Raw genomic sequence first — 20663 nt, 5'->3', positions numbered from 1 at the left:
CATTAAATAATAAATTATTTTTCAAAGAAATTTTGTTTAATAAATGTTAAATAATTTAACTAATTGGTAAACAAGTTTTAAATTGATAACTTACATTTGTTCATATAAACACTATTTGAACTAGCTAATGCTCTCTCTTATTGAACTTGAAATAACTATTTGACTATGAAAATACTAATTGCAGAGGATGACGAGTTAATGCTTAAAACTTTAGAATTAAGGTTAAAGAAAGATGGTCATGAAATAATTTCTGCAAGCGATGGACGCGATGCTTTAAGTAAAATTGAACAACATACACCAGACTTAGTGATATCGGACATCATGATGCCTTATGTATCTGGTCTGGAAATTGTTGCATATTTAGCAGAAAATAGTAAAGAAAAAAAAACCCCTATCATAGTGTTATCTGGTATGGGACAGGAAGATATTGTATTGGAAGCCTTTCAATTAGGTGCTGATGATTTTATCACAAAACCATTTAGTCCGAGCGAACTTTCAGTAAGGGTTAAGAGGTTTGCGGCTATAAATTCGAGATGATTTTTTTTGAGATAGTTATCATATTTTTTGTTTGCGTAACTTTCTTGATGATGCTCTTGATGTTCATCACTCTGACCATCAAGAAAGTGAAGGATCGCAGGTATAAAAAACTAAAGAATATGGCAGATATATTAATTAGAAATGCTATTTTCTTAGAACAAACTGAGGAAAATCAGTTAATTCCTATTACTGCAAGGACGGCGAAAATGTTACCGAATAACAATTTCAGATCTATTTTAACCGAAGAGCTCTTGTCTGCAAAAAAGAATATTTCTGGCACTGCAGCCATTAATTTAGAAAGCCTTTACAATCAGCTCAACTTAGATAAATATGCAGTTAAAAGACTTAAAAGTAGGCGTTGGCATATAAAGGCAAAGGCAATTCAAGAGCTTGGCATAATGGGCCAAAAAACCCATTTAAATAAAATCTACAGATCTACTAATAATAAAAATGATTTGGTGAGGATGGAAGCCCAAACTACCATTGTTAAATTATATGGTTTTGAAGGCCTAAGATTTTTAGATGTGGTAAGCTATCAGATTTCTGAATGGCAGCAGATAAAATTATTGCAAGAGCTTTCTCGCCTTGCTCCAGATAATTTCAGTGGTATCGAAAAATGGCTTGATTCGACTAATATAAGCGTAATTGTTTTTGCACTAAAATTGGTAAGAAACTATCATCGATTTGAACTTTATTCCCAAATAACAGAACTTTTAACTCATTCAAATGAGACTATTCGATTAGAAGTAATTTACACTTTAGAAAAAATTTATACCAATGATACTTCAAAGATTCTGATAGATAGGTATCCAGTTGAAACCTTAAAAAATCAAAAAGCCATTGTAAAGGTATTGCAAGATATTGGTTATGACGATGATATTCCTGCTTTGATAGAGTTTTTGGATCAGGAGGAGAACGAATTGAAGAGATTAATTGTTCGTACAATCGCCAACATCAACCCACAGGGATTAGAAGAAGTAGAAAAGCTTCCGCAAAGTAAACAGCATCCTTTAGATCAGATTATTAAACAAATAAAAGGAGAGTTGATATGAGTTGGCAGTCCATTTTAGTTGATATACTTACTTACAGTATTTTACTTTATTCAATCGTACTATTAAGCCTTTATGTGTTTATTGGTTTATATTCTATAGGAGAAATTAGGAGATATTTATTTAAAAATAGCTTTACAGATTATAGGGCATTGGCAAGTTCTACACAAGCACCTGGTATGAGTATATTGGCTCCTGCATACAATGAAGGAGCTAATGTTATTGAAAATGTACGTTCATTACTATCCATACATTACAATAATTTAGAAGTAATTATAATTAATGATGGAAGCAAAGACGATTCACTAGAAAAACTGATTGCCGCCTACGATTTATATAAAAGCGATTTTTTTGTTAACGAGCAAGTGGCAACAAAGCCAGTTAGGGGCGTTTATAAGAGTAGAGCTAAAAAATATCGCAAATTAATAGTTGTAGATAAAGTAAATGGTGGCAAGGCCGATGCCTTAAACGTTGGCATAAATATATCGCAGAAAGAATATATTGTTTGTATTGATGTTGATTGTATACTTGAACAAGATGCACTACTTAAGCTGGCTAAACCATTTTTAGAAAATACTGATAAAAGAGTTATTGCCACAGGAGGTGTGATCAGAATTGCAAATGGATGTACCATTGAAGATGGAATGTTGGTTAAGATAAACCTGCCAAATACTTTTTTACCTAGAATGCAAACCCTTGAATATATTAGGGCATTTTTGTTAGGAAGGATGGCTTGGAGCAGATTGAATGGTCTTTTATTAATTTCTGGGGCATTTGGAGCATTTGATAAAGAAATTGCAGTAAAATGTGGCGGTTATGATCATAATACCGTTGGAGAAGACATGGAACTCGTTGTTAGAATGAGAAGATACATGGAAGAACTGAAGCAGCCTTACAGAGTTAGTTTTATTCCAGATCCATTGTGTTGGACGGAGGCTCCAGTATCCTTTAAAATTTTAGGTAGACAAAGAAATAGATGGGCAAGAGGAACCATCGAAACACTGAGAATGCATAAAGTTATGTTTTTCAATCCTAAATATGGGCTATTAGGAATGTTAAGCTATCCATATTGGTTCTTTTTTGAGTATCTGGCGCCTATTATAGAGTTTGTAGGAATGTCTTGCTTTATTATTCTTGCGCTTTTTGGCTTAACTAATTGGTATTTTTTCTTTGGCTTATTGGGTTTGGTGTTCAGCTTCGGTATCATGTACTCTATTTTTGCTATTCTAATGGAAGTTCTAACTTATAATCAATACAGCAGGTACCGAGACATTGCAAGGTTAATTGGAACTGCATTGATGGAGCCATTTGTTTTTCACCCGTTTGTTGTATGGTCTTCCATTAAGGGAAATATTGATCTTTATCAAAAGAAAAACTCGTGGGGAGAAATGACTAGGCAGGGCCTTTCTTCGCCAAAGAAACCAAATAGTTAATTGCAGATATGGACAAGGATTCAAGAAATAAAAAATTGAAACAACTGTATAATGTAACTAAAGAATTTGCAAGAATTTTTTTAGTGTGGTTGGGTGTTTTACTAATATTAAGTGTTTTTGAAGTTCTATTTAATGGATTTACGCATGAATTTCCAGAACATATATTTAACATTATAGCACTTTCTTTATTTAAAGGTCTGGTTTTTTGGCTCAAATGGTTGTGGCTAGAATACTTGCTGTTTGTGATTATATACTTTGTTTCAAAAAAGGCTGCGGTAGTTATAAGTTATGTTTTAATTTTTCTTTTGGCATTAACACAGTTACTACTGATTAATTATTTTAATGCTTCTTTATTGCCTTTAGGTAGTGATTTATATGGCTACTCTATCGCAGATATTGAACAAACAGTCGGGGCATCAGGAAGTTTAAGCATTTGGATCATCTTGGGCTTTTTGTTGCTATTAGCTGGACTAATATTTGCCTTAAAATTTTTTCCTAAGAGAATTAATATATCAGGAAAGATCGCCTTAATATTTCCAGTAATTTCACTTTTGTTATTGCTTGTTAACGTAAATTCGATTGGCAGTACAGCGTTTCAATCAGATTTTGCAAATAACCTTGTTCTAAATAAGTCTGATTACTTCTTCTCAGCATCTTATAATTATTTCTTCCCTCAGCCTGAAGAGTTAGATATTTATAGTGATAGTTACATCGCTGATTATGAAAGCAGTAACTCAAGCTTAGTGAATTTTGAATATATTAATGAAAGTGAATATCCTTTTTTGCATCAAGAGCAAACAGCGGATGTATTAACTCCTTTTATGAATCCTAGTAAAACGCCACCAAATATTGTCTTTATTTTGGTTGAAGGTTTAGGAAGGGCATTTACAAATGAAGGTGCATACTTAGGTAATTTCACGCCTTTTATAGATTCTCTTGCTAACAAAAGTTTATACTGGAAAAACTTTTTAAGTGAAGGTGGTAGAACATTCGCTGTTTTACCATCATTAATGGGATCGCTGCCATTTGCAAAAAATGGCTTTTTAGAATTAAATGATAAAATGCCAGGCCATTTGTCTTTGTACAGTTTATTGAAATATAATAACTACCGTACATCATTCTATTATGGAGGCGATTCGAAATTCGATAACATGAAAACCTTTTTACAAAAAAATGCAGTTGATGAAATAAAAGATGGTGCAAGCTTTCCAAATGGATATACAAAGTTGCCTGTTCAAAATGGTTTCACATGGGGTTATTCAGATGATCAGTTATTTGATTATTTCTTAAATACAAGAAGCCAATTGCCTCAAAATCCTGAACTAAGTGTGGTTTTAACGGTTGCAACGCATAACCCGTTTTTAATCGATAATCAGGAAAAATACCTAAAGTTATTTGAAAACAGAATGAGTCAGCTGAATTTTAGCGAAGAACAGAAGGCAACTTATCGTAATTATAAACTACAATATTCGAGCATCTTATATACAGATGAAGCATTACGAAATTTCTTTTTTAAGTATCAAAAAAGAAGTGATTATACCAATACTATTTTCGTAATTACTGGGGATCATAGAATGCCAGAAATACCAATGAACAATAAAATTGATCGTTACCATGTGCCATTGATTATCTTCTCACCAATGCTAAAACGTACGGCCCAAATGGAATCTGTCTCAACACATTTTGATATAACACCAAGTATTTTAGCCTATTTGAAAACGAACTATAAACTAAAAATTCCATCTCAATCAAGTTGGATGGGAACTGGACTTGATACAGCTCGTAATTTTAGAAATATACATCAATATCCGATTATTCAGACCAAAACAGATATGATTGATTTTGTTATGGGAGAATATCATTTAAACGGGAATACTTTGTTTAAGCTTGATAATAATATGCAAGAAGTAGCTATTGAAGATGAAGAAGTTCTAAATCAAATAAAAAACAAATTCGAAAATTTTAAGAAGCGAAATAATAAAATAACTAATGGCGCCAAAATTTGGCCAGATTCATTAATAAGGAATTACTCAATACTTAAAAAATAACTATTTTTTGTGGGCTTGTTCTTTTAAAATGGTTGTCATCAATGGCCTGTAAAAATTCCAGAAGAAACTTTTGCGTTCCATTTTGTCTTCTGTGTCATACATTAAGAACTTAAAAAATTCTATTCCTCTAAAGTAAGAGGATGTCATTGATAATGGATTATCACAAAAATCTCCAGAGAAATAATAAAATTGATAATCATTTCCTTTATGCATTAAAATTGCAGGAAAACTAGCAGGAATGCCATACTTGGCTAGTTCGGTTTTTCCTTTTTGATTAGTGCTAATCTCAAAATTTGATACGTTTTGATTGACTTTATTGTTCGGTACAATTACATCAAACCAAAAGGGATATTTCATCCTTTCAGGTAGGCCAAATTTTTCTATGCCAAATTTACTTGTCACAATCATAGGTATGTCATTGGTTAAATGTGTCGTATCTTCTAAAATTACAACTTGATCAAGATCACTTACAAAAGCAATACCAGCTCGTTTAAATGTCCATTTGTTATTATTGGATGTTTTATAGTTTTTTACCAACCATTTTGGAAGTTCGGTATTTCTTAAGGTATCAAGGCTATCAAAATACCTCGCCGTCCAACCTGTCCAATGCATACCAAACATACTTTCGAAACGGCTTCTGTTTTGTGGGGTAGTTGGAGAACCGATTGTGTTAAATTCTGTAACGATGAGCTTTTTTTTAGCTTTCATTAAGGCTAAAAAATCTAAATCCTTTTCACTTAACCCGCCGTACAATATACCCGAGCTACGCTGATCGGTATGTTGATTATACCACTCTTTTTTGTAGATACCATAAGTGTCGGTAAAATAGGCAATATCGGCATCATCACTTAGTTGCTTTAATTGTACATCCGTAAAACGCTCTAAACCTTTAAGTCTAAACTTCTCGTTATCCTTCGGAAAAAAACCAAAGTAGTCATTACGAATATTGTATCTCTTTGTATTAGTTTTAGTTAGTCTCTCGTGATTTAAAATCCAAGTTAGGGAGATATGCTCTTGACCATCGCTTGTTAAAACCGTTTTGTCTACGATGGCCACTACCATTTTATTTTTAGGTTTAAGCCACCAAAAGATAAACATCAGTACTGGAATAGCAAAAATGAAGGCTATAAAAAGAAGGAGTTTGTTTTTTTTCATAATCACTAAAACCTTCTGATATAACCTATGCTCGCATCAAATTGATTACCCTTAACACCTTTCAAATATTCTTGATTTTCTAAACCTAAATTAAAGGTTACAACATTAAAGGTTTTAAATGATTTCCTTAATCCTAAAGAGATACTGTTAGATTTTAGCTTGTAATTGGTGGCATTAATCAATACATTATTTTGATCATCTGGAGACAAACCCGTTCCTAGACTTAAACTTAAATAATCATCGGCACCGCCAAAATAATATCTGGTGTTTAATGAAAATGATTGAGAAACGTTACTTGTTGATGGGGTTAAGTATGTTCTGAAGTTAAACCAGAAGTTTTTATAGTATTTGCCAATGGATGCAGTGTAAATAAAAGTATTGTCACCGAATCTCAAATATCTAAGTCCTGCATCTGCTTCGAAACTATGTGGTAAGTTGGCATAAAGAGAAAAGCCAGCTCTATATTTGGGAAATACACCAGCTTCTGTTGCATAACCACCACTTACATAAGCATAAAAGGTATTCGAAATTCTTGGATAAGCATCAATTTCAAATTGAAGCCCACTGCTGTTAAATCTATTCGCATAATTTACTCTGCCAGCAATAGAACCATATTTCGTTTGCCTGCTATAATCAACACTTGCAATATGCCATGGGTCTGCAAACTGTTTATCGAAATAGATGAAGCTATAATTAACTCCAACTCTATTTTTTGCACTATTTTCTTTAACCCTACTCGCTAAGGAACGAGCTTCTGTAAGTGAAGGGTTTTTCTTTAAGATATCAACTAATAATACATCAGCTTCTTCCCAGCGTTTTAAATCGTTAAGCAATTTTGCCTTTAATAAATTTAAAGGTTCAGAGTTGGGAACCACTTTAAGACCTTTGTTAACAACAATCAATGCTTTATCTGTATTTTCATTCCAGAATTCTAAATTACCTAGGGCCACGTATGCATCCTCGTAAGTAGGTTGTTTATCAATGATGTAGTTAAACTCTGCTCTAGCACTATCCGGTTTTTTGCTCCAAGTATAAACCCTTCCTAAAAACACTCTTATGTCTGCATAATCAGGGCTGGCTTGTAATGCGGTTTTACTTAAGCTAATCGCTTTTGGATAGTTAGACTCATTAAAAGCAGCTTTACGTGCTTGTGTAAAAAGATCATCAGCACTCTGAGCAAAGGTAAAGATGTTACAGGCCAAAAGTAAAAATGTAATAAAGGAAATGCGAAATCTCATCGGCTAGCTATATTTTGGGTCTGATTGACATTCTAAAGTTAACTAAAAAAGCAAAAAAAGCAATGTTTGAGTTAATGTTGTTTAACTAAATAGAAAACTTATGTTAATGAAAAGGCTTGCAAATATTGCAAGCCTTTCTTGTGTCCCCGACGAGATTCGAACTCATATCGATGGTACCGGAAACCATAATTCTATCCATTGAACTACGGGGACATATCTGCAAATATAGATAAACATCTGTTTAAATGGTGTATTGTAAGTGAAACGTGATTATAAAATATGTAAATATTCTTAACTAAACAGTTAGGCAATATATAATGAAAATTGTATTTTGGCTCTTCAAACTATTTTATGCGCTTTCTCAGATTTTTTATCCTTGTTGCAACTCTTTTTTGTTTTAATAAGGTTTTTGCTCAAACTTATAACGTAACAAGCACAGCTGATAGCGGACCTGGAACTTTGAGGCAAGGCTTATTAAATGCAGCTGCTGCTAACAGAACAACACCGTTTGTTATAAACTTTCAGCTTTCTGGAGATCCAACAGATAATGCAAATAGAACAATTAGATTAAGATCAGCATTGCCAATTATAACTTCTAATACTATTATCGATGGAAGTTCACAAGCTTGGCCTGCATTAGGTGTTTCGGGTGCTAAAATTATCATTGAACCAGAGAATTCAAATACTACATTTTCTGGATTAGTTATTGGACAGTTTTCATCCACAGGTTTGCAAACCACCGCGGTAGAAATTTATGGGTTATATCTTAGGAATTTTGCTACGATTACAAATCTGCAATCAGTAAATACAAGTCAGGGTTCTGGAATAATTATAGATTATAGGTCTAATGACATTACAATTGGTGCACCAGGAAAAGGGAATGTCATCAGTGGAAACATTAATGGAATTCTAATTCAGAATTCTACTGTGTTTGTAACCCCTAATCCATTGAGCAAGCTAAAGGTAAGGTCTAATATAATCGGTTTGTTTTACGATGGGATAACTGCAAATACAAACGTTTATGGTGTGTCTGCAAGTTTATACGACTGCTCATTAGATGTTGGTGGAGATAACGCTGGCGAAGGGAATGTAATCGCCGCGAACAGAATAAACTTAGATATTAAAAGGTTTAGTTCTACAAGTACGAGATTTGATATCAATATTATTAATAATAAAATAGGGGTTGATGCAACAGGTTTAAAGGATTTTCACGAATTGCCAATTTTTCTTTCTTCGTCTTCTTTAGAAATCGCCGGCCTTAAGGTTGATGCTGTTAATTCGGCACTATATGTTCGCAATAACGTTATTGGAGGAAATAGGACAGTAGGGGTTTCTATTACTAATTCTGACTTTATTTTAACAGGAAACACCATTGGAACAGATATTATTGGAAACATAAACTTGGGTAATGGCATTGGAGTACAGATTGGTAATAATGCAATTGGAACAATAGGAGGAGGAGCAACCGAAGAGAAAAATAGTATTGCCTATAATAATTTCGGAATAGAAACAACTTCTTCAAAAGCAGTAAAGATTACTAGAAATAGTATGTATTGTAATAAAACATTCGGAATAGGAAAGACTTTAAGTATTCTGCAGCCATACATTCAAATTCTGAAAAAGCGTGCAGATTATGTTTCAGGAAAAGCGACGCCTAACTCTGAAGTTGAATTGTTTTTCTCACAAAACTGTAATGGTATTTGCGAAGGAAAAACATACATTAAAACTGTACAGGCAGGAAGTGATGGAAAATGGGAATATAATGGAGCGCTAAGTGGAAATGTAACTGCTACTGCTAGTTTGTTAAATGCAACAACATCACCTTTCTCAACGGCAGACTTATTACCAAATGAAGCTATTATAGAACCAGTAACTTGTAATGGAAATGGATCAATTACTATTCCAGAAGATCGTGAAGGATTTACATTTAGTTGGGTTAAAATAGAAACAGATAATAGTCGTACATCAAAGGGAAATACTCAAAGCATTACCGGGTTAGATGTGGGTACTTATGAAGTAACAATTGATGATGGGTGTAAAGCTTTTTCAAGTATACATATTGTTAAAGACCAAAAATTAACTAAACCGACTATAATACCTCCAACTCCGGCTTGCGGACAAACTGTTTTTACTTTTACTGCAGAAGTTTTAAGAGGAAAGGGAACTATTCGTTACCAATGGATAAACACTGCGAATGCGGTTGTAAGCAATAATAATCCAGCTTCCTTGCCAGAAGGCACTTATTTTGTACGGGTAACTGATGATGCAAGCTGTAAACTAGACTCTGACCCGATAACTATTAATAGAAAACCACAGCCAAAAATTAAAACACAAGGTGTATCAGTTGCGGCAGCTTGCGGAAAGGCTAATGGCTCTATAAAAGGAATTGTTTGGGATGATGTAACAGGTACAGCAACTTACAAATGGTTTAAGCATGATCCGGTAACTGGTGCAATGGGCACAACTGAAGTTTCAACTTCGTTAGATTTAGAAAATGTAGAAGGTGGAGGTTATACAATCATGATTTATGATCAAGGCCAATGTTCTCCTGTTTCTCAAAGATACAACATCAGTATTTACAATACGGTAGTTATTAGTGGTGGTGCAATTACACCTGGTAGATGCGGCTTAAACAATGGAATAATTAGTAGCCCGACAATTACAGATGCAGATTATTACGAATGGAAAGACGCAGCGGGTGTTTCTCTAAAAAAAGGAACTTATTCAAGTGGTATGCAAATAGGTTTAACGGATTTAGCGCCTGGAACCTATACGCTTACGGCAAGTAATACACTTTATACCTGTGCAATTAGCAGGCCCTTTATAGTTACAGCTTTAGAACCGCAGTTATTTACTTATACTGAAACCAAAATTAATACAACTTGCGAGCTTATTAACGGTAGCGTCACTCTCAATTATACATCAACAGTAAGACCGTCAAGATTCGAATGGAGAAATGAAGCTGGAACCATCATCCCAGGCACAATTTCAGAGATCAAAAACATCCCAGCAGGTAGTTATACCTTATATGCTTGGGATATTAATAATTGCCAATCTGTTCATGGTCCATTTGTAATTACGGCAACACCGAAATTAACAATCTCACCAAATAGCGGTGTTACAGTAAAAGATGGTTGTAGCTTAAAACGCGGCTCTGTAAAAGGTATTCAAGTTGTTGGTGGTGTGCCAGAGTACGATTATAAATGGATAAATGAAGCTGGAGAGGCAGTTCAATTTACCAAAGATTTAATTGATGTGGGGAGTGGTAAATATCGTTTAGAGGTTAGGGATAAATCTAGTTGTGGTTATGCCATTAGTCAGGTTTATGAAATTTTAGATGAGCCATTTAAAATAGAAGCTCCCGTTGTAAGTGATATTAGGATTTGTTATGTGTCTGATATTGCCGTGCCTATCATTGGGAAGCAAGAGGGAACTTATCAATTATTTGCTGATATGGGCGATGATAAACCAATTTTGGAAACTTCAACCGGTGTTTTCAACTTTAAGGTAAGTAAAACTGCCGATTATTATATTAAAAGAAAATTGGGGTCTTGTGAGAGCACGTTCACCAAAATCCATATTGAAGTTACACATGATAACTTAGAGTTAGGTAACGTAATGACACCAAATGGCGATGGATTGAATGATTTTTGGATGGTTAACGGTTTACCAGATTATAAAGGCAACAATATCAAAGTTTACACAAGAGACGGACAATTGGTTTATGAATCTATAGGTAATTATACCAAGCCTTTTGATGGTAGATTTAGAGGAAAAGACTTGCCTGCGGGCGTTTATTTTTACTTGATAGATTTACGTTCAGAATGTAAGCCAATAAGTGGGAGTATAACTATTTTGCGTTAAAACTGTCGAGTAGAACACCTAACCTGATAACGATTATTTAACAAAAAGCCTAGTACAATTTCATGTGTGCCACGATTAACAGAACGCAATGCCGATGTATTGATGTCATAAGAATAACTTAAGTTAACTAATGCTGCAACATTGAAGCCTGCAAGCATTGAGAATGCATCATTATTTCTATAGCTTGTACCAACCCAAAATCTATCCTGATAAGCTAACTTCAAATTGGCATCTACAGCAGCAGGAGAATTTAAATGGTAGCTTGCTAAAAATGAAGGGATCATTGCAATATCTTCATCCAAAAATATTTTATATCCTGCAGTTGCATAAACGGTGGTAGATTGATAAGGTAACGATACCGACTTGTTGTCTTCAATTGCACTTCTAGAGCCTAAAAGTTGTTTTGCAGAAGCGCCCATGAAAAATCTCGGACTGTATAACCATAAACCAAAACCAACATCGGGTCTAAATCTATTGTTGTAATCAGCTGTAAATAATGGGTCGCTACTGCTTTGTGCAATTACATCAGTAGCATTAAAACTTAGAAAATTAATTCCGGCAGATGCTCCAACAGCTAAATTTACATCATTGCTAATGCCCAAGTGATAAGCATAGGTGAAGTTAAAACTACTTTGTCTTATTAAGCCGGCTTTATCTGTCATTGCTATTAAACCTATGCCATGGTGTGGTTCTGCAGCAGTATAAGTGTTTACGTAACTTCTGCTTAACGGATTGTAGCCTTTAGAATTAAATGAATTTACAGAGCTTCTTACAAACTCTTCACCCATGGGCATACTAAGCGAAGCGTATTGTGTGCTAGGTGCTCCGTCTAATCCCGACCATTGTTTTCTGTAGCCTAATTTTACGTCGATATAACTGTCTATGCCAGATAAGGCAGGATTTAATAAATAATTATTGAAAATGTATTGCGTGCTTCGAGGAGTTTCTTGACTGTAACTTAAATTACAAATTAGCAGGGCGATAATAAAAACACAAAAATATTTCATTAAAAATTAGTTACATCTTATTTCGCTAAGATAATAAGTTGTAACTAATTCTATAGTATATTCTAAAACAATTATTTCTGCATTACCATTACGCCATTCATTACAAAAGTAGTTCCTGCAGAGGCAACCATGTTGTATACTTTTTGTGTTCCGCCAGCAAATTCTTCCTTTTTCCAAACTACAAAAGCTTCATATTTGCCAGTTAATTCATTTAAGCAAAGCACTTCTTCGCCTTCTTTTATCGCTCCAATTTTAAAATTGCCATTTTTGGTAAGCATTGGATGATTTGGCGTTGCTTGTAGCACTTTAGTGCTTAATTTAATTTCTGTTGCAGTTGCAGTTTTTATGCTCTTTTCTGCCATTAAGGTTAACTTGGTTAAGGCATAGTTTTTAGCATCGTGCTGGGTTAATTCTTTAACTTTTACCACTGTAGTAATTTTGGTAGATGGGTCTATGGTTAACACATCATCACCAGCTTTAATGTCTTTTAGCAATTTTTTTGAACCATTAGCCATTGCCACTGCCTCATCACCAGGGAAACAGATATCGCTACCATAAGTTGCAGCTTCTTCAGAAAGATTTTTTCCGCTATTTAAAACCTTATATTGCTGATAGCTTAATTCTTTAGAAATGATATAAGATAACTTTAAGATAAAGTTTTTTTCCTCTTTATTGATGTTATCAATATCTTGAAAGTATTTTTCCCATACTGTGCCTTCGGCAGTAAAATTAGGAATTAGTGCCTGATAGATTTTCCCCTTCTCGGTGGTGTAAAAAACCATTACACCCAGCTCTTGCATTCCTTCCTTAGCTAAAAATTTATATAAATCTATACGTTTTTTTAAACCATCATCTCCAGTAATAAAATACGGTTTTCTCGCTTCGTATCTATCTAAAATATAAATGTTATCAAATTTAACATAAGTGTCTTTGTCCAGGTCTGCAATGGTATATTTTTTAGCTTTATCATACTCCAACATTGTAATTGGACGTGGATTTACAGTTTTTTGTTGAGCTTGAGCAAAGTTGATTGTCAGGCTTAAACTTAAAATAAGTAGAAATTTTTTCATTGTATTATTGTTTGTTTTATGAAATATCTTTAAATGCTTCTGCAAATGCTTTCATTTCATCCATTCTTCCGATACTAACCCTGCACCATTCTTTTTCGCTAAACTTCCAAGTTCTAATGCTTACGCCCCTTTTATTCATTTCTTGTGCAAATTTATTTCCTGTTATTTTAATAGGGAACATGACAAAATTTGCCGAGGAAGGAATATAATCATAACCTTCGGCTTTGAGCACACTATATAAGTATTCTTTTGATGCTGTAGTTTTTTCTAGTGCATCTTTTAAAAATTCAGTTTCTTGATAAGCGATAGTGGCTGCTGCAATTGTTGGAGCTGTTAAGCTCATCATACCAGTTGAGTAAGCAGATAGACTTCTTACAGTTTCTGGCAAAGCAACGATATAACCACAACGTAAACCTGCAAAGCCATATAGTTTAGAGAATGTTCTTGCCACAATAACATTTGAACCTTTTTTAACCATATCAATCATGCTTGCGGCTTTGGGGTCTGGTAAATAATCGATATAAGCTTCATCAATAAATACAGGCACTTTTTTACTTACTCTCTCACAAAATGCTGCAAGTTTAGCTGTGTCTAATATTGTAGCTGTCGGGTTATTAGGGTTGCAGATATAAATTAATGCGGTTTTATCATTTATTTTGGCTTCCATTGCATCCAGGTCTATTTTATAATCGCTTGTTAAGGCGGTTTTTATCCATTTAGCGCCGTGTTTTTCAGCGTCTGCTGGAAGGTCGTTATAAGATGGGTCTGCAGAAATGATTTCTCCACCATTTTTCGCGTAAAATAAGGAAGCAGCTAGCAATATAGGCGATGAACCAGCATCCATCATGATGTTGCCACCTTGAATACCTTCATGTGCTGCAATTTTGCTGGTTAACTCACGCATGTGCATGAAAGGATATTGATAACTGGTGTCCAAAGCTTTTTTCATAGCTTTTTTAGCTGCTTTAGATGGTCCAAAGGGATTTTCATTGGCAGACAACCTAGCCTTCATGGTAGGTTGAGCTCTCAATACTGCAAATTTATCAGCAAAACTGTCGCTCAATACTCGTTGTTGAATGCTACGTGGCATTGCTGAGATTTTGTTTAATGCTCCAGAAAAGAAGGTTGCTGCTCCCGCCATAATGGCTGTAGATTTGATCCAGCTTCTACGGTTAAATGTGTTTGCCATAATTTTTTGTTTTAGGTTATCCTTTTGTTTGGGTTGGGTATTTTAATCTCGATTCTGTGGTTCTAGCATGTATATCGGTTACAACACTTCTTGCCGATTCTAATGCACCGGCCATCCATGCGTTTAAATAAGTTAAATGTTCGCCAGCAAAATAAACGTTGCCGTCTGGTTTAAGCATGGCTGGATAAGAATTTTTCCTGGTCTCAGTATTGTAAACAGCCCATCCACCAATGCTGTATTTTGTTTTATGCCAGCTTACCGAAAGCGAACTTTCAAATTCCTTGTCGTACTGCGGATGAATTAACCTTCCTTTTTGTAAAGCTAGTTTCTCTCTGTCAGCATAGCTTAATTCGCTTACTTGTGCGGCCTTTTCATTAAAATTATAGTAGCCAATTAAAATTCCCTTTTTACTCAAGTAATCATAAGATGGATAAAATATTTGCGTTAATTCATTATTGGTATGAGTTATACCTCCATAAATATGTTCATCTTCTTCCCAAAACCTACGTTTAAATTGTAAACCAATTTTTCCAGTTTTGTTGTACTCTATAAAATCTATGGCTCGATTCACGTCGGAAGAAAAATTGTTTTTTACGCTGCTCAATACTGGTAAAGGCAGGGTACAAATACACAAATCTCCTTGTAATTCGTGTTCTCCAGTTTTATCCTTATAAATAATTTTTACCCCATCAGTTGTGTTGTTGATGGATAATACTTCAGCATTTAATTTTAGCATTGGCGCAACTTTCTTTTCAAAAGCTTGGGCAATTTTGTCCATCCCACCTACAGCTTGAAACATAGTCATCTGCAACTCGTAAGTATATTCTGCAACATTGTAAAAATCTGGGTCCATTAAACCCGATTTGATAATGTCTGCCAGTTTGTATGGGTCAGCAATTAGTCCAGGTTTGTTACCCGCACCAGGTGATTCTATGTATCCTCTTCTGGCAGATGCCTTGTATAATTTATCCACATCCAAACCACCTTCGGCCATTAAATATTCTATAACTTTTTGTCCATCTTCTTTTGTTAAAGCGCTATCTAAATTCGAGTCCATCGTTTTAGAAAGCATCTCCGCCATATAACCCCTTATGTCGTTATGAATTTCTCTATTTCGTACCTTTTTATTAGAAAGTGCGCCTTTTCCTTCGGCGAAAAAGTAAGTGCTTTCGTTAACATTGTTGTAAACCTGAATAGGTACACCTAATTCCTTACAATAATGCAAGGTTAATTCATGGTTATGTGGGATGCGTGAAGGACCAGCATTAAAATATAAACCTTCATCAAACTTTGCAAAAACTGAAGGTTTGTCTTGTTCTGCGTGTGAGCTTCCATTTCTAATGCTCCAGCAACGCCCACCTGTTCTTTCACGAGCTTCAAGAATGGTACATTCATAACCTAATTTAGTTAACTCATAAGCGGAAGCCAATCCAGATAAACCAGCTCCTAAAATGATTACTTTTTTGCCATTTCCTTTTTTTTCTAAATTAAATGCGTGGGCAGGTGCCGACTTTAAAAGGCCCAAAGCAATCATTGCTGGGTAACTAGCGCTTGCTAAAAGACCACTTTTACTTAAAAAATCACGTCTTGATATAGATTTCAAAATTTTTGGAGCTTATTATGACAAATATTGAAATTATAAATGAATGTTTTTTGGTAAAATAGTGATTTGTATCGTTTTTTAAGCATAAATTTTGTGACATAACTACTAATTTGGTAGTGTTTTTATTGTAATTAAATTAATTTTTCAATAAAATCTAATTTTAATTTAATATATAAAGGAAAATTTAAGGTTTATTCTTTTGTTTTCTGTTTATTTCTAACGTTTGATCAAAATTTAGGAAAAATATTAAATTGGATTTTTTAAAAAGAAAAAGGCACTTTTGCAGAACGATGAACTAAATTTAAGCTTATGGAAGAACTGCTTGTAGATGAAGTGTTGGAATTGTTGGAAAACGATAGTGACAGGCAGTTAAAAACCTATTTAAATGAGCTTAATATATCAGATGTAGAGCATTTAATCGATGAGCTTCCACAACATGCTGTAAAGTTTATCGAAACACTTTCAATTAAAAGAGCCGTTAACGTTTTTCGTATCCTCGATTTCCCTACCCAAGAGCGGATCATAAAAAAACTACAAAATAATAAGCTAACTGAAATTATACGGGCTTTGCCACCCGATGATAGAACTGCACTTTTAGGTGAACTAAAAGGAGACGCCGTAAAAAAGCTGCTTATTCTTTTGCCAGATAAGGATAGGATAGAAGCGTTACATCTTTTAGGCTATGAAGAAGATAGCGTAGGCAGGATGATGACCCCAGATTTTATTGCTGTAAAAATAGAATGGACGGTTAGCAGAGTGCTTTCGCACATTCGTCGATATGGCAAAAATTCTGAAACCATAGATGTTGTTTATGTAATAGATAAAGATGGCGTGTTGTTGGATGATATTCGAATTCGTGAAATTTTATTAGCAGACCCAGAAGTTAAAATAGGTGAACTAACGGATAATAGACTAATCGCCCTGAAAGTAAATGACCCTCAAGAAGAAGCAATTCAGGTTTTTAAGATGAATAATAGAGTTGCTTTGCCAGTAATAGACGACCAAAATGTACTATTAGGTATTGTAACCATTGATGATATTTTGTGGATTGCCCACGAAGAATATTCAGAAGATATTCAGAAAATGGGGGGTACACAAGCTTTAGACGAACCTTATTTAGATGTTTCTGTTTTTGAACTTTATAAAAAACGTGTGATTTGGCTTATAGTGCTCTTTTTTGGCGAGTTATTAACCATTGCAGCGATGTCGAACTTTGAACATGAAATTGCAAAGGTGGTTATTCTGGCAACGTTTATCCCATTAATTATTTCTAGCGGTGGCAATAGTGGCTCTCAAGCAGCTACACTCATTATTCAGGCCATGGCACTGGGAGAAGTAACCATTAAAGATTGGTGGGATGTCATGAAAAGAGAAATTCTTTCTGGTATTTTCTTAGGTTCAACACTTTGCCTGCTCAGTTTCAGCGTAATTTTAGCCTGGCATTTTATCATGCCTTCATTTAGCGAGCATTACATTTTAATAGGTTTGGTAGTGGGTTGTTCGCTAATTGGCGTTGTACTTTGGGGTACTTTAATGGGGTCTATGTTACCCTTATTGCTTAAAAAACTAGGTGCCGACCCAGCTGCTTCTTCAACCCCTTTTGTGGCAACTTTAGTAGATGTTACTGGTTTGATTATCTATTTTTCTTTTGCCATGTTGTTTTTAAAAGGCATTTTACTTTAGTATCAATTTCGTCATTGCGAGGCACAGCCTGTCCCGATTTCTCGGGAAAGCAATCTTAATGCGTTGTCAGGTTAGATTAATAGTCATCCGATGAATATAATAAGCTGTACAATATTCATCGGATGACTAAAATAAAATTCTCTTAAAAGTTAATTTGAAAATCAATTACAGTAATTCTTTGGAAAATCCTATCCCGCTTTTCGTTGCAATTCCCGATGAAAAAATCGGGAGATTTACACTGCTCCCGATAGCTATCGGGACGGGTTTAGAAAACAATGTTAATAGTTCTTAGGATGTGGCTAAAGCCTGTGCAAACTGCATAAATCCGTCGGTTAAAACCGACGGCAACGAAAAAATTATTATTGAAATTCAAATATTCATTGCCGTAGGCTTCAGCCAACGGAAAAAATATTGAAAGGTTTGGCTTTAGCCACATTTGAGGATTTTATGTTTTTGGTGGGTGACACACCAACTAATAGGTTAAAATTTAGCAACCAATAAGGTCTAAAGCATAATGCAACTTTCAATAGCAGCAATGACCTGTGTTAACTAAACGGGATAGCAACGAAATCCTTTTGTGTCAGCCTGAGCGAGCTTGCACTGAGCGTAGCCGAAGTGAAGGCCACAAAAGATTGTAGTGTATAGCCCGAGTAACTTTAATGAATGCTTCTGCCCTTGCTTTTCAAATCATAAAAAACCATTCAAATTGATTAGCTTTTATGTTTTCGGTTGGTGAGATACTAGCGATAGATACAACTATCGATTACATTTAGCGGTTAATGCTTTTGTGTAGTCTGCAGTTAAAGGTTTGCCGCCAAGTTTTTTGCATTTATCGTGGAAAATCCATGCGTTAGCGCAATCATTTTTATAAAAATAAGCAGCAGAAAGTTTGAATAATACATTTTGATTTTCACTATCAATTGCATACGCTTTCTTGAAAATTTCTATTGCCTTATCTAATTCTTTTTCATTTTTAGTGTTTTCATATATTGCCATGTGGATACTGGCAATATCAGTGATAATGTTTGAACTTTTAGGGTTAATGGCTAAGCCCTCATTGTATTGCTTATTCGCTGCTTCATAATCTCCAAAAGTGAAATATATTCTTCCAAATCCCCAAAAAACATCCTCATTTGTAGGGTCTAATAAAAAGGCCTGGTTAAATCTGTACATTGCAGTTTCTAAATCTCCTCGATGCAAATAATTAAATCCCATTTTCACCAAAGTTTCAGAGGATTTTCTATGTGTTTCATGTTGTTCCAAAAAGGTTTTAACTAATATTGCATCAGCGTCTTTTTGTTGTTCTGTTTTAGGTAGATTGCCATATTTAGGAATCAATGCCATGTTGTTTTTGGCCTCCTCTTTCCATTGACTGTATGTAATCTGCTGGGAAAATCCACTTAAATAAACGAAGGTAAAAGCCAGAAGTGCGAAATAGTATTTCATAATTAATGTTTTTTAAAAGTACAAAAAAAGCCACTTCAATTGAAGTAGCTTTTAATTTTTATGTTTTCGGTCGGTGAGACACCAACCGATAGGCGCAATGTATAAAAGTCCCCTTTAGGGGATTTAGGGGTTAAACGTTAAATCTAAAGTGCATGATGTCGCCATCTTCTACAACGTAAGTTTTTCCTTCTACGCCTAATTTACCAGCTTCTTTACAAGCAGCTTCAGAACCTAGGGTTACAAAATCGTTGTATTTAATAACCTCGGCACGGATAAAGCCTTTTTCGAAATCTGTGTGAATTACACCAGCAGCTTGTGGTGCAGTAAAGCCTTTAGTGATAGTCCAAGCTCTAACTTCTTGCACACCAGCAGTAAAATAAGTGTATAAATCTAACAAACGGTACGCAGCTCTAATCAATTTATTTACACCAGATTCAGTTAAACCTAAGTCAGCTAAAAATTCTTGACGCTCTTCGTAATTATCTAATTCAGCAATTTCAGATTCGATTTTAGCAGAAATAACCAAAACCTCAGCATTTTCTTCAGCAACGCTAGCTTTCACTAAATCAACATATTTATTACCATCAATTACCGAAGCTTCATCAACATTACAAACGTACATTACTGGCTTTTGAGTTAATAACCCTAAATCCTCAATAAAATCGAAATCATCTTTTTCTACTTTCGCAGTGCGGATAGACTTTCCAGATTCTAAATGCGCTTTAAATACAGAAAGAATATCGAAAGTTCTTTTGGCTTCTTTATCAGTTTTAGCCATTTTTTCTACTTTCTGGATACGTTTGGTAACGGTATCTAAATCTTTCAACTGTAATTCAGTATCAATGATTTCTTTATCGCGAATTGGGTCTACTGAACCATCAACGTGAATTACGTTTCCATCATCAAAACAACGTAAAACGTGTATAATTGCGCTTGTAGCCCTAATATTTCCTAAAAACTGATTACCTAAACCCTCGCCTTTAGATGCACCTTTTACCAAACCGGCAATGTCTACAATCTCAATTGTATTAGGCTGTACTTTGTTAGGTTTTACTAAATCAGCCAGCTTTGTTAAACGGTCATCTGGAACGGTAATTACACCAATATTTGGTTCGATTGTACAGAACGGAAAATTAGCTGCTTGCGCTTTTGCGTTAGATAAACAGTTAAATAAGGTTGATTTACCCACATTTGGTAAGCCAACTATACCACATTGTAATGCCATTTATATTTTTTTATTTGTAATGAAATAGTCAATAGTCTATGGTCCATAGTCCATTGACTATTTCCCAAAGGGCGCAAAGATATTAATTTTTAAGGCCTTTGCCTAGTAAATTATTC

Annotated in this window: 14 protein-coding genes and 1 tRNA gene; 6 read left to right on the top strand and 9 right to left on the bottom strand. The window is 34.6% G+C overall.

Going from position 1 to position 20663, the window contains the following annotated elements; translation table 11 throughout:
* Nucleotides 1-165: 165 nt before the first annotated feature.
* The 4 genes from R2Q59_RS09810 (at nucleotide 166) to R2Q59_RS09795 (ending at nucleotide 5067) form a co-directional block, all read left to right on the top strand.
* Nucleotides 166-537 carry a response regulator gene (locus R2Q59_RS09810; protein WP_316768332.1) on the top strand — a complete coding sequence of 124 codons (372 nt, stop codon included), beginning with the start codon at nucleotides 166-168 and terminating at the stop codon, nucleotides 535-537.
* Nucleotides 538-656: 119 nt separating this feature from the next.
* Entirely contained in the window at nucleotides 657-1589 is a 933-nt protein-coding gene (locus tag R2Q59_RS09805; RefSeq protein ID WP_316768330.1) for a hypothetical protein, read from the top strand.
* A complete protein-coding gene (locus R2Q59_RS09800) occupies nucleotides 1586-3019 on the top strand; it encodes a glycosyltransferase (RefSeq protein ID WP_316768328.1) in 1434 nt (477 codons plus the stop codon). Before R2Q59_RS09805 ends, R2Q59_RS09800 begins: the two co-directional genes overlap by 4 nt.
* Before the next feature lie 8 nt (nucleotides 3020-3027).
* Nucleotides 3028-5067, top strand: coding sequence for an LTA synthase family protein (locus R2Q59_RS09795; protein WP_316785368.1), 2040 nt, complete (start codon nucleotides 3028-3030; stop codon nucleotides 5065-5067).
* Here the strand turns inward: R2Q59_RS09795 and R2Q59_RS09790 are convergent, their stop codons facing one another.
* The 3 genes from R2Q59_RS09790 to R2Q59_RS09780 form a co-directional block, all read right to left on the bottom strand.
* Nucleotides 5068-6222, bottom strand: coding sequence for a hypothetical protein (locus tag R2Q59_RS09790; RefSeq protein ID WP_316768326.1), 1155 nt, complete (start codon nucleotides 6220-6222; stop codon nucleotides 5068-5070).
* A gap of 5 nt (nucleotides 6223-6227) precedes the next feature.
* Nucleotides 6228-7460 carry a YaiO family outer membrane beta-barrel protein gene (locus R2Q59_RS09785; RefSeq protein WP_316785367.1) on the bottom strand — a complete coding sequence of 411 codons (1233 nt, stop codon included), beginning with the start codon at nucleotides 7458-7460 and terminating at the stop codon, nucleotides 6228-6230.
* 141 nt (nucleotides 7461-7601) lie between these two features.
* Nucleotides 7602-7673 (bottom strand) — tRNA-Arg (locus tag R2Q59_RS09780).
* Between the two features lie 138 nt (nucleotides 7674-7811).
* Here R2Q59_RS09780 and R2Q59_RS09775 point away from each other — a divergent pair.
* Complete coding sequence (locus R2Q59_RS09775) at nucleotides 7812-11324, top strand: gliding motility-associated C-terminal domain-containing protein (protein ID WP_316785366.1); 3513 nt, start codon at nucleotides 7812-7814, stop codon at nucleotides 11322-11324.
* Here R2Q59_RS09775 and R2Q59_RS09770 read toward each other — a convergent pair.
* The 4 genes from R2Q59_RS09770 to R2Q59_RS09755 all read right to left on the bottom strand — a co-directional run bounded on the left by R2Q59_RS09770 (nucleotide 11321) and on the right by R2Q59_RS09755 (nucleotide 16193).
* Nucleotides 11321-12331, bottom strand: a complete 1011-nt coding sequence (locus tag R2Q59_RS09770) for a type IX secretion system membrane protein PorP/SprF (protein WP_316768321.1) — start codon at nucleotides 12329-12331, stop codon at nucleotides 11321-11323. The genes R2Q59_RS09775 and R2Q59_RS09770 overlap by 4 nt on opposite strands.
* 71 nt (nucleotides 12332-12402) lie before the next feature.
* Nucleotides 12403-13401: a Hint domain-containing protein gene (locus R2Q59_RS09765; RefSeq protein WP_316785365.1), complete on the bottom strand. Its 999-nt coding sequence runs from the start codon at nucleotides 13399-13401 to the stop codon at nucleotides 12403-12405.
* A gap of 16 nt (nucleotides 13402-13417) precedes the next feature.
* Entirely contained in the window at nucleotides 13418-14590 is a 1173-nt protein-coding gene (locus tag R2Q59_RS09760; RefSeq protein WP_316785364.1) for a histidinol-phosphate transaminase, read from the bottom strand.
* A 16-nt stretch (nucleotides 14591-14606) separates the two neighbouring features.
* Nucleotides 14607-16193 (bottom strand): flavin monoamine oxidase family protein, encoded by a 1587-nt coding sequence (locus R2Q59_RS09755; RefSeq protein ID WP_316785363.1) that lies wholly within the window; start codon nucleotides 16191-16193, stop codon nucleotides 14607-14609.
* A 309-nt stretch (nucleotides 16194-16502) separates the two neighbouring features.
* On the opposite strand from R2Q59_RS09755, the gene mgtE reads away from it, so the two are divergent.
* On the top strand, nucleotides 16503-17876 hold the full coding sequence (gene mgtE, locus R2Q59_RS09750) for a magnesium transporter (protein WP_316785362.1): 1374 nt from the start codon (nucleotides 16503-16505) through the stop codon (nucleotides 17874-17876).
* A 756-nt stretch (nucleotides 17877-18632) separates the two neighbouring features.
* Here the strand turns inward: mgtE and R2Q59_RS09745 are convergent.
* Both R2Q59_RS09745 and ychF read right to left on the bottom strand, forming a co-directional pair.
* Nucleotides 18633-19322 carry a tetratricopeptide repeat protein gene (locus R2Q59_RS09745; RefSeq protein ID WP_316785361.1) on the bottom strand — a complete coding sequence of 230 codons (690 nt, stop codon included), beginning with the start codon at nucleotides 19320-19322 and terminating at the stop codon, nucleotides 18633-18635.
* A 130-nt stretch (nucleotides 19323-19452) separates the two neighbouring features.
* Nucleotides 19453-20547: a redox-regulated ATPase YchF gene (ychF, locus tag R2Q59_RS09740; protein ID WP_316768309.1), complete on the bottom strand. Its 1095-nt coding sequence runs from the start codon at nucleotides 20545-20547 to the stop codon at nucleotides 19453-19455.
* Between the last annotated feature and the right edge of the window lie 116 nt (nucleotides 20548-20663).

It is taken from the genome of Pedobacter frigiditerrae (genome assembly GCF_032678705.1).
GTDB classification, from domain to species: Bacteria; Bacteroidota; Bacteroidia; order Sphingobacteriales; family Sphingobacteriaceae; genus Pedobacter; species Pedobacter frigiditerrae_A.
This window is presented reverse-complemented; position numbering and strand designations above follow the sequence as displayed.